This window comes from Nocardia sp. NPDC051981 (genome assembly GCF_040680715.1).
Classification (GTDB): Bacteria; Actinomycetota; Actinomycetes; order Mycobacteriales; family Mycobacteriaceae; genus Nocardia.
This window is the reverse complement of the sequence record NZ_JBFAXK010000006.1, coordinates 250999-265291: the sequence shown is the minus strand read 5'-3', so window position 1 is coordinate 265291 and position 14293 is coordinate 250999. Positions and strand designations below refer to the sequence as shown.

Below are 14293 nucleotides of genomic sequence, written 5' to 3'. Positions count from 1 at the left end.
AGCCCAGCGCGGCGCGGCCACTACTACAGAGCATGGTAGACCCACGGCGACCATGCTCCCGACCAGGTCCACCCCGGCGCGGCCCGAGACCGGTTCGCGATGCGTACACCGGGTAGTCACGAACAGGTCCGGGAAACGCCACGAACCAGAGACGCGGCGGGCAGTGATTGCGGGTTCCCGTATGACCACGAAACGCCGCCCTTTAGGGTGGTTGTAGATCGGTGCGGCCGCGTCGCACCCGGATCGAACGCAGCGAATCCCCCGCAGCCCACAACCGCATCGTTGACGAGAAGGTCAGGAGAACCTCGGTCGTGTCAGTCACAGACGACATCCGCGCGCTCACTCAGCCGAACCACCCCACCGACTGGACCGATCTGGATACCAGAGCCGTCGATACGGCACGGGTCCTCGCCGCCGATGCGGTCCAGAACACCGGCAACGGCCATCCGGGCACCGCGATGAGCCTGGCCCCGCTTGCCTACACGCTGTTCCAGCGTGTGATGCGGCTGGATCCGAGTGATCCGGCCTGGGCGGGCCGCGACCGTTTCGTGCTCTCCTGCGGTCACTCCAGCCTCACCCTCTACATCCAGCTGTACCTGGCGGGCATGGGTCTCGAGCTGACCGACCTCGAGCACCTGCGCAAGTGGGGTTCGCTGACCCCGGGTCACCCGGAGTACCGCCACACCGACCACGTCGAGATCACCACCGGACCGCTGGGCCAGGGCCTGGCGTCGGCGGTCGGCATGGCGATGGCGGCGCGGCGCGAGCGCGGGCTGTTCGATCCCGAAGCGGCACAGGGCAAGTCGCCGTTCGACCACTTCATCTACGTGGTGGCCTCCGACGGTGACATGGAGGAGGGCGTCACCTCCGAGGCGTCCTCGCTGGCGGGCACCCAGCAGCTGGGCAACCTGATCGTCTTCTACGACGACAACAAGATCTCCATCGAGGACGACACCCGCATCGCCTTCACCGAGGACACCGCCGCGCGCTACCGCGCCTACGGCTGGCACGTGCAGACCGTCGAGGGCGGCGAGGACGTGACCGGCATCGAGGCGGCCATCGCCGCGGCGCAGGCCGTGACCGACAAGCCGTCGATCATTCTGCTGCGCACCATCATCGGCTACCCGGCCCCGAACAAGATGAACACCGGCTCCTCGCACGGCGCCGCGCTGGGCGCCGACGAGGTCGCGGCCACCAAGAAGATCCTGGGCTTCGACCCGGAGAAGAACTTCGACGTGGACGGCGCGGTCATCGCGCACTCGCGCGCCAATGTCGCCGACCGCGCCAAGGCCGTGCGTGCCGTCTGGCAGGAGCAGTACGACGCCTGGGCCGCCGCCAACCCGGAGAACAAGGCGCTGTTCGACCGCCTGCAGGAGCGCCGTCTGCCCGAGGGCTGGGCCGAGACCCTGCCGACCTACGAGGCGGACCCGAAGGGCATGGCCACCCGTAAGGCTTCCGGCAAGGTGCTCGCCGCGCTGGCACCGGTGCTGCCGGAGCTGTGGGGCGGTTCGGCCGACCTGGCCGAGTCCAACAACACCACCATGCCGGGTGTGCCGTCGTTCGGCCCGGAGTCCATCTCCACCGGTGCGTGGAAGGCCAACCCGTACGGCCGCACCCTGCACTTCGGTGTACGCGAGCACGCGATGGGTTCGATCCTGAACGGCATCGCGCTGCACGGACCGACCCGTCCGTACGGTGGCACCTTCCTGGTGTTCTCCGACTACATGCGCCCGGCCGTCCGCCTGGGCGCGCTCATGCGCACCCCGGTCACCTACGTGTGGACCCATGACTCCATCGGCCTCGGCGAGGACGGCCCGACCCACCAGCCGATCGAGCACCTCGCCGCGCTGCGCGCCATCCCGGGCCTGAACGTGGTCCGCCCCGGCGACGCCAACGAGACCACCTACGCCTGGCGCACCATCCTGGAACGTGATAGCGCCGAACGGCATTCGCACTTCCTGGTCTCCGAGCCGCCGCACCAGGACGGCCCGTCCGCGCTGGCACTGACCCGCCAGGACCTGCCGATCCAGGAGGGAACCAGCTACGAGGGCGTCCGCAAGGGCGGCTACATCCTGGCCGAATCCTCCACCGCCACACCGCAGGTAATCCTGATCGCCACCGGTTCGGAACTGCAGCTCGCCGTCGAGGCGCGCGCTACGCTCGAGGCACAGGGCGTCGGCACCCGTGTGGTGTCCATGCCGTGTGTGGAGTGGTTCGACGCGCAGGAGCAGTCCTACCGCGATGAGGTCCTCCCGCCGTCGGTGCGGGCCCGCGTCTCGGTGGAGGCCGGCATCGCGATGCCGTGGCACCGTTTCACCGGTGACGCCGGTGAGAACGTGTCCATCGAGCACTTCGGTGCCTCGGCCGACTACAAGACGCTGTTCCGCGAGTTCGGCATCACCGCCGATGCCGTCGTCGACGCTGCCACCCGCTCGCTTGCCAAGGTGAAGGGATAGTCCTCATGACCCAGAACGCGAACACCGCGGCCCTGTCGGCCGCCGGGGTTTCGGTGTGGCTGGACGACCTGTCGCGTGATCGCATCAAGTCCGGAAACCTCCAGGGCCTGATCGACTCTCGCAATGTCGTCGGCGTCACCACCAACCCGACCATTTTCCAGGGCGCGCTCTCCAAGGGCCACGCCTACGACGAGCAGGTCACCGAGCTCGCTGCCCGCGGGGCCGATGTGGATTCGGCCATCCGCACCATCACCACCGATGATGTGCGGGCCGCCTGCGACGTGTTCGCCGAGGTCTTCGCCGCGAGCAACGGCGTCGACGGCCGGGTTTCGATCGAGGTCGACCCGCGCCTGGCCTTCGACACGGACGGCACGGTGGCCCAGGCCATCGAGCTGTGGAAGATCGTGGACCGGCCCAACCTGTTCATCAAGATTCCGGCCACCGAGGCCGGTCTCCCGGCCATCACCCGGGTGATCTCCGAGGGCATCAGCGTGAACGTGACGCTGATCTTCTCGGTGCAGCGCTACATCTCGGTGATGGGCGCCTACCTCGACGGTCTGCGCAATGCCGCGACCGCCGGGCACGACATCGCCAAGATCCAGTCCGTCGCCTCGTTCTTCGTCTCCCGTGTGGACACCGAGATCGACAAGCGCCTGGAAGCCATCGGCACCCCGGAGGCGCTGGCGTTGCGCGGCAAGGCCGGAATCGCCAACGCGCAGTTGGCCTATGCGGCCTACCAGGACGTGTTCGACGGCGGCAAGCACACCGACGTCTACGCCAAGCTGGCGTCGGCGGGCGGCAACAAGCAGCGCGCGCTGTGGGCGTCGACCGGTGTGAAGAACCCGGAATACCCGGACACCATGTACGTCACCGACCTGGTCGCCCCCAACACGGTGAACACGCTCCCGGAGAAGACCCTCGAGGCGGTCGCCGACCACGCCGAGATCGTGCCGAACGCGGCCGTCGGCAAGGCGGCCGAAGCGCAGGCGATCTTCGATCAGCTGGTCGCGGTCGGTATCGACCTGGACGACGTGTTCGGTGTTCTCGAGACCGAGGGCGTCGACAAGTTCGTCGCCTCCTGGCAGGAACTGCTCGCGGCCACCACCGAAAAACTGCAGGTCGCAGGAGGAATCTGACGGTGGCAGGCGCGGCGACGACGGTCGCGACGCCGAACCCGCTGCGCGATTCACGCGACAGCCGGGTTCCGCGCATCGCTGGACCGTGCAACGTGGTGATATTCGGCGCAACCGGCGACCTGTCGCGCCGCAAAGTGCTGCCGGCCATCTACGACCTGGCGAACCGGGGGCTGCTGCCCCCGGGCTTCTCGCTGGTCGGCTTCGCGCGCCGGGACTGGACCGATGAGGACTTCGCGAACCTGGTTCACGAGTCGGTGTCCTCCTCGGCGCGCACTCCCTTCCGGGAGGAGGTGTGGCAGCAGCTGAAGGCGGGTCTGCGTTTCGTGCGCGGCACGTTCGAGGACGACGCGGCCTTCCACAAGCTGGCCACCACCCTCAAGGATCTGGACCGGGATCGCGGGACGGGCGGCAATACCGCCTTCTACCTGTCGATCCCGCCCAGTGACTTCCCGATCGTGCTCGAACAGCTGTCGAAGAACGGACTGGCCAAGCCCTCGGATTCGCCTGCGGGACAGCCCGATCCGTGGCGGCGGGTGGTGATCGAGAAGCCCTTCGGGCACGACCTGACGAGCGCCCAGGAGCTCAATGCCCTGGTGAACACGGTGTTCCCGGAGCGTTCGGTGTTCCGCATCGACCACTACCTGGGCAAGGAGACGGTGCAGAACATTCTGGCGCTGCGCTTCGCCAACCAGCTGTGGGATCCCATCTGGAACGCCAACTATGTGGACCATGTGCAGATCACCATGGCCGAGGACATCGGCCTGGGTGGTCGCGCCGGCTACTACGACGGCATCGGCGCGGCCCGCGACGTCATCCAGAACCACCTGCTGCAACTGCTGGCGCTGACGGCCATGGAAGAGCCGGTGAGCTTCCAGCCCAAGCAGCTGCAGATCGAGAAGATCAAGGTGCTCTCGGCGACGAAACTCGTCGAGCCGCTGGACGAGACGACGGCGCGCGGACAGTACACCGCGGGCTGGCAGGGCAGTGAGCCGGTGGTGGGCCTGCTGCAGGAGGAGGGTTTCGACCCCAACTCCCGCACCGAGACCTACGCGGCCATCACCCTGGCCGTGGAGACCCGGCGCTGGGCGGGCGTGCCGTTCTATCTGCGCACCGGAAAACGGCTGGGCCGCCGCGTCACCGAGATCGCGGTGGTGTTCAAGCGGGCCCCGCACCTGCCGTTCGACCAGACCATGACCGAGGAGCTCGGGCAGAACGCGCTGGTCATCCGGGTGCAGCCGGATGAGGGCATCACCATGCGATTCGGGTCCAAGGTGCCCGGATCGTCGATGGAGGTGCGCGACGTGAACATGGACTTCAGCTACGGCGAGGCGTTCACCGAGGACTCTCCCGAGGCCTACGAGCGGCTGATCCTGGACGTGCTGCTCGGGGTGCCGTCGCTGTTCCCGGTCAACGAGGAGGTCGAATTGTCCTGGCGCATCCTCGATCCCGCGCTCGCGCACTGGGCCGAGACCGGCAAACCCGACCCGTACGAGGCGGGCGGCTGGGGCCCGGAATCCGCCGACGAGATGCTCGCGCGCAGCGGGCGGGAATGGCGGCGGCCGTGATCATCGACATGCCCGACACCGACACCCGCGAGGTGTCGAAACGTCTTGTGCAGCTGCGGGAATCCAATGGCGTGGTGACCATGGGGCGGGTGCTCACCCTGGTGGTGTGCACGCTGGACAGCTCCGAGGCCGAGGACGCCATCGACGCCGCCAACGACGCCAGCCGCGAGCACCCGTGCCGGGTGATCGTGCTGGCGCGCGGTGACCGCATGGCTCCGACCCGGCTGGATGCGCAGATCCGCGTCGGCGGTGACGCTGGAGCGGCCGAGGTGATAGTGCTTCGGCTGCAAGGGGATCTGGTGCCACACGAGTCGAGTGTGGTGATCCCGTTCCTGCTTCCCGACACCCCCGTGGTGGCGTGGTGGCCGCGGGGCGCGCCGGAGTTCCCGTCCAAGGATTCGGTGGGCCGCCTGGCGACCCGCCGCATCACCGACGCGACCTTCGCCTCGGATCCGCAGAAGACCATCAAGGGCCGGCGGCAGTCCTACGCGCCCGGCGACACCGACCTGGCGTGGAGCCGGGTCACCTACTGGCGGGCGCTGCTGGCGGCGGCGCTGGACGAGGCTCCGTTCGAACCCGTTGAGTCCGTGACGATTTCGGGCCTGCAGGAAGAGCCGGCGCTCGACATGCTGGCGGGCTGGCTGGCCGCGCGGCTGGACTGCCCGGTCTTGCGGCGCACCGGCGAGCTCAAGGTGGAGATGCACCGGCCCACGGTGTCGATCTCCATTGCGCGTCCACAGCACGGCCGCACCGCGACGCTCACCCGGACGGGGGAACCCGACCAGAGTTTCGCGCTGGCCCGTCGCGAGACCAAGGACTGCCTGGCCGAGGAACTGCGCCACCTCGACGCGGACGACATCTACGCCGAGGCCCTCACCGGAATCGAAAGGGTGACCTATGAGTAAGCCCGTCGTCGAAACCTTCGCCACCACCGACGAACTCGTGCAGGCCGCGGCCGCGAAGTTCGTCGCCCAGGTGGTGGAGGCGCAGCGTCTGCGCGGCTCCGCCTCGGTGGTCCTGACCGGTGGCGGCACCGGTATCGCCCTGCTGGAGTGGGTCCGCAAGGCCCCCGGCGACATCGACTGGTCCAAACTCGACGTCTTCTGGGGCGATGAGCGTTTCGTCCCCACCGGCGACGCCGAACGCAACGAACTCCAGGCCCGCCAGGCCCTGCTGGACCACGTCCCGGTCGATCCGGCCCGCGTCCACCCCACCGAGACCTCCAGCGGCGATTACCCCGACCCGCTCGAGGCCGCCGGTGAGTACTCGGCCACCGTCCACGCCCACCTGGCCGAACACGGCGCCTTCGACCTGCACCTGCTGGGCATGGGCGGTGAGGGCCACATCAATTCGCTGTTCCCCCACACCGCCGCCACCCGCGAGGAACACGAACTGGTTGTGGCCGAAACCAATTCGCCCAAGCCACCCGCGGTCCGCATCACCCTGACCCTCCCCGCCATCCGCAAGTCCCGTCACGTGATGCTCATCGTCTCCGGCGAGGCCAAGGCCGCCGCGGTGGCCGCCGCGCTGAGCGGAGCGTCCCCCCTGGATATTCCGGCCGCCGGCGCGATCGGCACCGAATCCACCACGTGGCTCCTCGACGAGACCGCCGCCACCGACCTTCCCCACTGAATTCGGCCCTGCACAGGGTAGACCGCATTGCCAACTGACCACCCGGTTTCTCGTGGCTTCGAGTCGTGGCGACCGGGTCGGCTGACCCCTCAGGGAACGTCGGCGGTTCTGTCCGCATGCTCCGACCGTGCCGGTTCGGCGGGCGGGCGGTCCGCGTCGGCGAGCCGCAGGACCGTATCGAAACCCGTTGCAAGGCAGTCGGTCAGCAGGGCGGGGTCGGGAACGGCAGCGGTGTCGGTGTTGATACCGACGCAGCAGATGCCGGCATGGGTGGTGAGGGTGATGTTGAAGGCGGTGCCGATGGTGGGGCCGAAGGCGTACATGCGGTCTATGCGGGCACAGGCGAAGTAGAGGGGAACCGGGGAGCCGGGCACATCGGAGGCGACGAAATCGATGTGCTTGAGCATGCCGGTGACGAACGTGACGGGGAGGCGGTTCAGGGCAGCCGCGATCGCGCCGGAGAGTGGGATGGCGGGTTCCCGGCGCTCACCGGCGATGGCGGTGTCGAGGGTGCGCATCAGGTCGGCGGTTTCGGGGATACCGAGCGGGAGTGCGAAGCGGAGCAGCGTGATTCGGTTACCGCCGAGCGGGTCGTCGGGGCGGCGCAGGCTGACGGGCATGGTCAGGCGCAGATGATCGACGCCGGTGCCCAGACGGCCGTGATAGGTCCGCAGGCCGATCAGCACCGCGGCGAGGAAGGCATCATTCATGGTGCAGTCGGCGGCGTGGGCGGCGCGGTGCAGGCGATCGGCTGGGACGTCCAGCACCATGAGGTGGCGGCCGAGGCCGCGCCCGGTCATCACCGGAGACAGGGTCGCGGTCACCGGGCTGACCAACCGGGCCACCGAGGCCGCCAGGTTCACACCGTCGCGCACGGCGCGCACCGGGTTCGACAGCGCGCGCCGGGCGAGAGCCGGCACGCCGGACAGTCCCGCACGGGCCAGCGCGACGCCCACGCTCCAGTTCCAGGCCGCGATATCGCGGAGCCCGCCGCCGGGTCCGGCCGGAATCTCGGGCAGCGCCCCGCGGTCGGAGCCGGCCCGGTCGAAGTCGAGGATCTCGGTGGCCAAGCGGATTCCGCCGATGCCGTCGGTGAGGCTGTGATGCAGGGTCAGCACCACTGCGCTTCCCCCGCCGGACATGCCGTTCAGCAGGGTCATCCGCCACAGCGGGCGGATCGGATCGAAGGCTGTCATCGCCTCGGTGCCCGCGAACTCGAGCACGGTGGCCAGATCCGCCGGCCGAACCAGCGCCGCCCGGCGCAGGTGCCAGTGCACGTCGAAGTGCGGGTCGTCGGCCCAGCGCGGCGGTGCCAGCCCGAACGGCACCGGCACCGGCCGCTGCCGCAGTTTGGGCACCACCCGGGTGGTGCGATCGACGATGCGCACCAGGCGATCCCACTCGGGCTCGGTGTCCAGCAGCAGCACCGTGACGATTGTCGAGCGAAGCACCGGGTCCTGTTCCATGCTCCATGTGAACAGATCCGACTGCGACATGTGAGTTTCCTGTGGCCCCATCGCCGATCACCTCGAACGCCTTGCCTCGCGTACCGCGCGGCATCCGGTTCCCATCTGAGGACGCTATCGCGGGTCCCGGCGAGCAAATAGGGTCCATCGCCGACGACCGCATGGGCTAAAGACACCTGACCCACGGACCACGACACCACCCGGCTGCCGGGGCCGGCCACCGGCTCGAGCCGTGCGTGAGCCGACGCCCCCGGGTTCGGAATCGGGTAGTTCACTACTCGCGAACTCAGGGCCGGATCAGCCTAGCGTCGGGCGCAGGCGTCGAAAGGTTCGGCGTGTGAAGGGGAAGCGATGATCGACATCATCACCTTGCGCGGCACCGGGGAGCAGCGGAACGGCGACGGGACGCCCGCGGGCATGCTGCACGATGTCACCAAGCTGCTGGATACCGATAAGTTCAGCTGCTTCGAGCCGGATTGGCCCGCGTCCATCGGGCCGGACCCGGATACGTGGGGGCCGTCGCTGGACACCTCGGTGCGGTTGGGGGTGGCGGCGGGGGTCGAGGCGTTGCAAGATTCGCCGAATGTGTGTGGGCTGATGAGTTATTCGCTGGGTGGGATCGTGGCGAGCACGATTCTGCAGGGGGTGCGCGCGGGTATCTACACCAATGTCGACGGGTCGCCGTTGGAGATCGCGTTCGTGGTGAATATCGCCAATCCGATGCGGCGGGCGGGGCAGTCGGTCGGGAATCTGTGCCCGGCGACGACGTACGGGCTGCACGGGCAGCGGGGGGCGTGGCCGCTGGGGATGGATGTGCGGGAGTACGCGAATCCCGGCGACATCATCACCGCTTCCCCCGCCGATTCGCCGCTGCGGGCCATCGATACCGCGATTTCGCCGTTCTCTCTGGTCGAGGGGGCGCGGATCGGGAATCTGACGCCGGTGATCTTCCATGAGCTGCTGGAGTTCCTGATGCAGAATCCGGTGGCGAACCTGAACCGGTACGAGGCGGCGGTGCGTGGGCTGATCGGGTATCTGACGCCGTGGCCGGACGGGCAGCACGTGCTGTATTCCGGGCACAATATGCCGGGCACGGGCATGCTGTGGACGACGCATGCGGCGGAGTACCTCAACGCGAACTTCTGAGACGTCTGAGCCGAGAGTTGGCGTCGAATCGCCTTGCGCCGGTGACAGATTTCCGGTCCTCAGTGTGAATCACCCTGTGCCGGTGCAGTTTCCCGCCAGATGTCGGGTGGCACCACGATACGGGAGCGGCCGTGGCGGTCGAGGATGCGGCCGAGCAGTTTCTCGTGCCGCAGGGTGATGGTGCGTTCGGTGACCACGAGCTCGGGATGCAGTGTGGCGATCTGGTTTTCGAAGCGGGTGACCTCGGCGACCGAGTGCAGGCCGGCCTGCAGCACCAGATTGTGGGTGCCGCTGACGGCGGCGCAGTTGCGGGTCTGCGGGAGCCGGATGAGCCCGTAACCGATCTCGGGCAGCGCGGCGGTGGGCGCGGTGGCCCAGAAGGTGACCGCGACCGGCCAGCCGCCCAGCGGGCGCGCGAAATCGCAGCGGAAGCTGAGCAGTCCGAGCCGGGTGAGCGCGTCGATGCGGCGTTTGACCGTGGAGGCGCTGGTGCCGAGGGCGGCGGCGAGGACACTGTGCGCGGCGCGGCCGTCGCGGGCCAGTGCGCCGATGAGGGCCCGGTCCAGCGGGGTGACGCGGCGGCCGCGATCGGCCCCGGCCGGGGCGGGCGGGGTGCGCAGCTGGTCGCGCTGGCCGGGGGCGAGGGCGTCGATGCGCCAGCTGCCGCCCTCGGCGAACCAGTGGGTCACGATGCGGGTGCGCACGGCCGCGATGTGCGGGACGGCGGGCAGCACATCGAGGGTGTAGCGCGACATCTGCCCGAAATCGCCGGTCGCGACGGTGGCGAGAATGCGGTTGCTGCCGCCCGCGCGTTCCAGGGTGAGCATGTGCGGGTGCGCGGCCAGGGTGGCGACCACCGCCTCGGTCTGCCCTGCGGCGCAATCGATGTCGACGAAGGCGGCGCACAGCAGATCGAACACCGCCGGGCCGGGTGAGACGCTGATCCAGGCCTCGCCTCGGTCACTGAGCCGTTGCCAGCGGCGGGCCACGGTCACCGGGTCCACGCCCAGCACCCGTCCCAGGTCGGTCCACGACGCGCGGGGCCGCAGCTGCAGGGCGTGGATGAGCGCCAGCTCCTCCTCGGTCAGCAACCTGACGTCATCCTGCACGGTCCGGCACCCTCTGCTCGTATCCTGCGATTCACCCGCGTCCGATGCCCAGTCTCGCACAATCGCAGTGTCGCTTTCGGCAGAGACGGAACTGGAGAGTGCGTCGTGGCATTCGGTGATTTTCAGAACGAGATCTACTTCAACGGGTTGCGCGGGGTGGTGCCGGCGCTGCCGGTGAGCTTCGCGGAGCTGGCCGAGCGGGCGCAGGCGGCGCTGCCGCCGTCGGTGTGGTCGTATGTGGCGGGCGGCGCGGGCGACGAGCGCACCCAGCGGGCCAATGTGGCGGCCTTCGATCGGTGGGGCGTGATTCCGCGCATGTTCGTGGGCGCCGAGCAACGTGACCTGTCGGTGGAATTGTTCGGAAGCACCTGGCCCGCACCGGTTTTCATGGCGCCGGTGGGTGTGATCGGCCTGTGCGCGCAGGACGGGCACGGTGATCTGGCGACCGCGCGGGCCGCGGCGCGCACCGGCGTCCCCATGGTGGCGTCCACGCTGAGCGTGGATCCGATGGAGGACGTGGCGGCCGAATTCGGTGACACCCCCGGCTTTTTCCAGCTCTACACGCCCACCGACCGGGATCTCGCCGCCAGTCTGGTGGAGCGGGCCGAGCGGGCGGGGTTCAAGGGCATCGTGGTCACCCTCGACACCTGGGTGACCGGCTGGCGGCCGCGCGATCTGTCCACCGGTAATTTCCCGCAGCTGCGCGGGCACTGCCTGGCCAACTATTTCACCGATCCGGTATTCCGGGCGAGCCTGGCGCAGTCGCCGGAGCAGGATCCGCAGTCGGCCGTCCTGCGCTGGATCCAGGTCTTCGGAAATCCACTGACCTGGGCGGATCTGCCGTGGCTGCGCTCGCTGACCAAGCTGCCGCTGATCGTGAAGGGCATCTGCCACCCCGAGGACGCGCGTCGCGCCCGGGATCTGGGCGTGGACGGCATCTACTGCTCCAATCACGGTGGCCGCCAGGCCAATGGCGGGCTCCCGGCGCTGGAAATGCTGCCCGAGGTGGTGGCCGCCGCCGAGGGGCTGCCGGTGCTGTTCGATTCCGGAGTGCGCTCGGGCGCGGACATCATCAAGGCGCTGGCGCTGGGCGCGTCCGCGGTCGGCATCGGCCGCCCCTACGCCTACGGGCTGGCGCTGGGCGGCGCGGACGGCATCGTGCACGTGCTGCGGACGCTGCTCGCGGAGGCGGATCTGATCATGGCGGTGGACGGGTATCCGGCGCTGAAGGATCTGACGCCCGACGCACTGCGCGCGGTCTCGGTCTAGCTCGTCACTGCTCGATACGGGGGAAGGGGCGGACGGATTCGAGGGCGTAGGCGAGTTCGAGCAGGGTGCGCTCGTCGCCGTGGACGGCGGAGAACATCATCCCGATGGGGAGACCGGACTCGGATGCGCCCATCGGGAGCGAAAGAGCCGGGGCCCCGGTCACATTCGCGAACGGTGTGTAGGTGACATAGTCCAGCAGGCGGCCGAACACCTCGTCGAAGGGCTGACCGGGGCTCAGATAGCCCAGGCGGGGTGTGAGGCTCGCCAGCACCGGGGACACCACGAGTTCGACATCGTGGAAGGAGGCCGCGTAGGCGCGGCGGAGACGCGAAAGCCGGTACAGCACAGCGGGTGAGCGCAGGGCGGAGCCGTGGAAGCGGGCGGCCAGGCCACGGGTGAAGGGATCGAGGCGGGCGGGGTCGAAGGAACGGCCGAAGCTCAGTTTGCCGGTGTGGCTGCCCAGGAAGGCCAGCATCGCCCAGTAGGTGGCGAAATCCTCGGCGAAGCCCCGGTCCACGGGGTAAGGGATGGGCCGCACCTCGTGACCGAGGCCCTCCAGCAGCGCGACGGTCTCTTCGAGGACCGTGCGAATCTGCGGGTCCAGGGTTGCCCCGGTGATGGGATCGCTGAGCAGGCCGATACGCAGCCGCCGCCGGGCGGGCCCCTCGACGAGCCCGATCGGCGGCAGCGCGGGATTGCGCCAGAAGCGTTCGGCCGCCGCGAAATAGGTGGCGGTATCGCGGACCGTGCGGGTGAGCACGCCCTCGGAGACCAGGTTGATCGGCATGGAACGAGCCTGCGGGCCGTCGAGGTGACGGCCACGCGTAGGTTTCAGGCCGACCAGCCCGCAGCAGGCGGCAGGAATCCGAATGGAACCGCCACCGTCGTTACCGTGGGCGATCGGCACCGCACCCGCGGCGACGAGGGCGGCCGAACCACCCGACGAGGCGCCTGAGGAGAACTCGGTGTCCCACGGGTTGGGGGTCGGTTCGGCATCGACGAATTCGGTGGTGGCGTTCAACCCGAACTCAGGCAGGGTGCTCTTTCCGAGCACGGTCATACCGGTGCCCAGAAACTGTTTCGCGAAGGGTCCGTGCGCCTTCGCCGGCCGGGCCCGCCAGGCCGCACTGCCGTGCTGGGTCGGCAGCCCGGCCACATCGGTGTTGTCCTTCACGAAGGCCGGCACGCCGTACAGCAGCGCCTCCCGATCCCCCGAGATCAGCGGCGGATCCGCCTCCACCACAACCGCGTGCAACACCGGATCCACCTGGGCCACCCGCTCCCGGGCTGCCTTCGCGACCTCGGCCGCACTCAACTCACCGCTGCGGATCAGCGCGGCAATGGCCACCCCATCATGCTCGCCGAGCGCGTCATCGCTGAAAGCGTGAACTCGAACTGCCATGAACCGGGCCTCCTGATCGACAGACAACACCCGATATCTGCCCGACGGTACGCCTCTCACTGGACACACGAACAGCAGGATCTTCGAATCGACCGGTGACCGGGCGTGGTGTCCCGGGCCACCGGTCCGGTCGGGTTACGCCGGGAGGCCAAGGCTCTTCAGGGCATCGGTGAGGAAGGTGTTGACCGCGTCGGGGCGCTCGAGCTGGACCAGGTGGCCCGCGGCCGGGACCTCGACCACCTCGCGGAGGTCGGGGACGTTGGCGCGCAGGGTGGCCAGGGGGTCGCGGCCGCTGAAGCCCTCCATGTCGGGGTCGTTCTGGCCGTAGAGGAAGAAGGTGGGGACTTCGACCTTGGCATCGGCGTAGGCGGCGGTGAGTTCCCAGTTGCGGTCGAGGTTGCGGTACCAGTTGAGGCCGCCGGTGAAGCCGGTGCGCTCGAAATCCTGGACCAGGGTGTCGAATTCGGCTTCCGAGAGCCACGGCCAGGGCAGGGCGGGCGCCTGCGGGAGGACGTCGAGGTAGCCGAGGCCGGGCGGGTTCTTCCAGGTGTCGAGGTAGTGGTAGTCGCCGGAGAGCGAGTAGTAGACGCGGGCGAGGAAGCCGCGCGGGTCCGCGGCGAGTTCGGCGTCGGCGATGCCGGGGGTCTGGAAGTAGGACAGGTGCAGGAAGTGGCGTTCGGCCGCCTTCGTCCAGAAGGCCGACGGGGCGCGCGGCGGGCGCGGGGCGAACGGGTTGTTCAGGACCATGGCGGCGGCCACCCGCTCGGGGGCGCGCAGGCTCAGCTCCCACACCAGCTGGGCGCCGAAGTCGAGGCCGACGAAGACCGCCCGCTCCGCGCCGATGTCGTCGAGCAGGGCCATGAGGTCACCGATGACGGCGGCGTTCGTGTACGCCTGCGGGTCGGCGGGCGCCTCGGTGCGGCCGTATCCGCGCAGGTCGGGGGCGAGAGCATGGTAACCGGCCGCGGCGACGGCGTCGAGCTGGTGGTGCCACATGAACCAGGTGTGCGGAAACCCGTGACAGAAGACAACCGGGAAGCCCTCGCCCTGATCCGCGATGTGCATGCGGACCTCCCCGGTGTCGATCGTCCGATGCGTCAGTTCCACTCCGC

Annotated in this window: 11 protein-coding genes; 7 read left to right on the top strand and 4 right to left on the bottom strand. The window is 69.0% G+C overall.

The features are described from left to right. The first annotated feature begins 311 nt into the window (after window positions 1-311). From tkt to pgl, 5 genes are read left to right on the top strand one after another with little or no spacing between them, the layout of a single operon-like run. Complete coding sequence (gene tkt, locus AB0L60_RS14525) at window positions 312-2456, top strand: transketolase (protein WP_364612726.1); 2145 nt, start codon at window positions 312-314, stop codon at window positions 2454-2456. Window positions 2457-2461: 5 nt separating this feature from the next. Further along, entirely contained in the window at window positions 2462-3592 is a 1131-nt protein-coding gene (gene tal, locus AB0L60_RS14520; RefSeq protein WP_364612723.1) for a transaldolase, read from the top strand. 2 nt (window positions 3593-3594) lie between these two features. After that, on the top strand, window positions 3595-5157 hold the full coding sequence (gene zwf / locus AB0L60_RS14515) for a glucose-6-phosphate dehydrogenase (RefSeq protein ID WP_364612720.1): 1563 nt from the start codon (window positions 3595-3597) through the stop codon (window positions 5155-5157). Continuing rightward, on the top strand, window positions 5154-6062 hold the full coding sequence (gene opcA / locus AB0L60_RS14510) for a glucose-6-phosphate dehydrogenase assembly protein OpcA (protein ID WP_364612717.1): 909 nt from the start codon (window positions 5154-5156) through the stop codon (window positions 6060-6062). Before zwf ends, opcA begins: the two co-directional genes overlap by 4 nt. Further along, window positions 6055-6789, top strand: a complete 735-nt coding sequence (gene pgl / locus AB0L60_RS14505; protein ID WP_364612714.1) for a 6-phosphogluconolactonase — start codon at window positions 6055-6057, stop codon at window positions 6787-6789. The genes opcA and pgl overlap by 8 nt, the downstream gene beginning before the upstream one ends. Window positions 6790-6878: 89 nt before the next feature. On the opposite strand, the gene AB0L60_RS14500 is transcribed toward pgl, so the two are convergent. Continuing rightward, window positions 6879-8285 (bottom strand): wax ester/triacylglycerol synthase domain-containing protein, encoded by a 1407-nt coding sequence (locus AB0L60_RS14500; RefSeq protein WP_364612710.1) that lies wholly within the window; start codon window positions 8283-8285, stop codon window positions 6879-6881. A 321-nt stretch (window positions 8286-8606) separates the two neighbouring features. Between AB0L60_RS14500 and AB0L60_RS14495 the strand changes: the two genes are divergently transcribed. Next, window positions 8607-9401, top strand: coding sequence for a hypothetical protein (locus tag AB0L60_RS14495; RefSeq protein ID WP_364612707.1), 795 nt, complete (start codon window positions 8607-8609; stop codon window positions 9399-9401). Window positions 9402-9460: 59 nt separating this feature from the next. On the opposite strand, the gene AB0L60_RS14490 is transcribed toward AB0L60_RS14495, so the two are convergent. Continuing rightward, window positions 9461-10510 carry an Lrp/AsnC family transcriptional regulator gene (locus AB0L60_RS14490; protein ID WP_364612704.1) on the bottom strand — a complete coding sequence of 350 codons (1050 nt, stop codon included), beginning with the start codon at window positions 10508-10510 and terminating at the stop codon, window positions 9461-9463. Window positions 10511-10615: 105 nt separating this feature from the next. Here AB0L60_RS14490 and AB0L60_RS14485 point away from each other — a divergent pair, with 105 nt between their 5' ends. Further along, a complete protein-coding gene (locus AB0L60_RS14485) occupies window positions 10616-11779 on the top strand; it encodes a lactate 2-monooxygenase (protein WP_364612701.1) in 1164 nt (387 codons plus the stop codon). A gap of 4 nt (window positions 11780-11783) precedes the next feature. Here the strand turns inward: AB0L60_RS14485 and AB0L60_RS14480 are convergent, their stop codons facing one another. Then, a complete protein-coding gene (locus AB0L60_RS14480) occupies window positions 11784-13181 on the bottom strand; it encodes an amidase (protein ID WP_364612698.1) in 1398 nt (465 codons plus the stop codon). A gap of 135 nt (window positions 13182-13316) precedes the next feature. Then, the gene (locus tag AB0L60_RS14475; protein WP_364612694.1) at window positions 13317-14288 is read right to left on the bottom strand and encodes an alpha/beta hydrolase; all 972 of its coding nucleotides are present in this window, start codon (window positions 14286-14288) and stop codon (window positions 13317-13319) included. Between the last annotated feature and the right edge of the window lie 5 nt (window positions 14289-14293).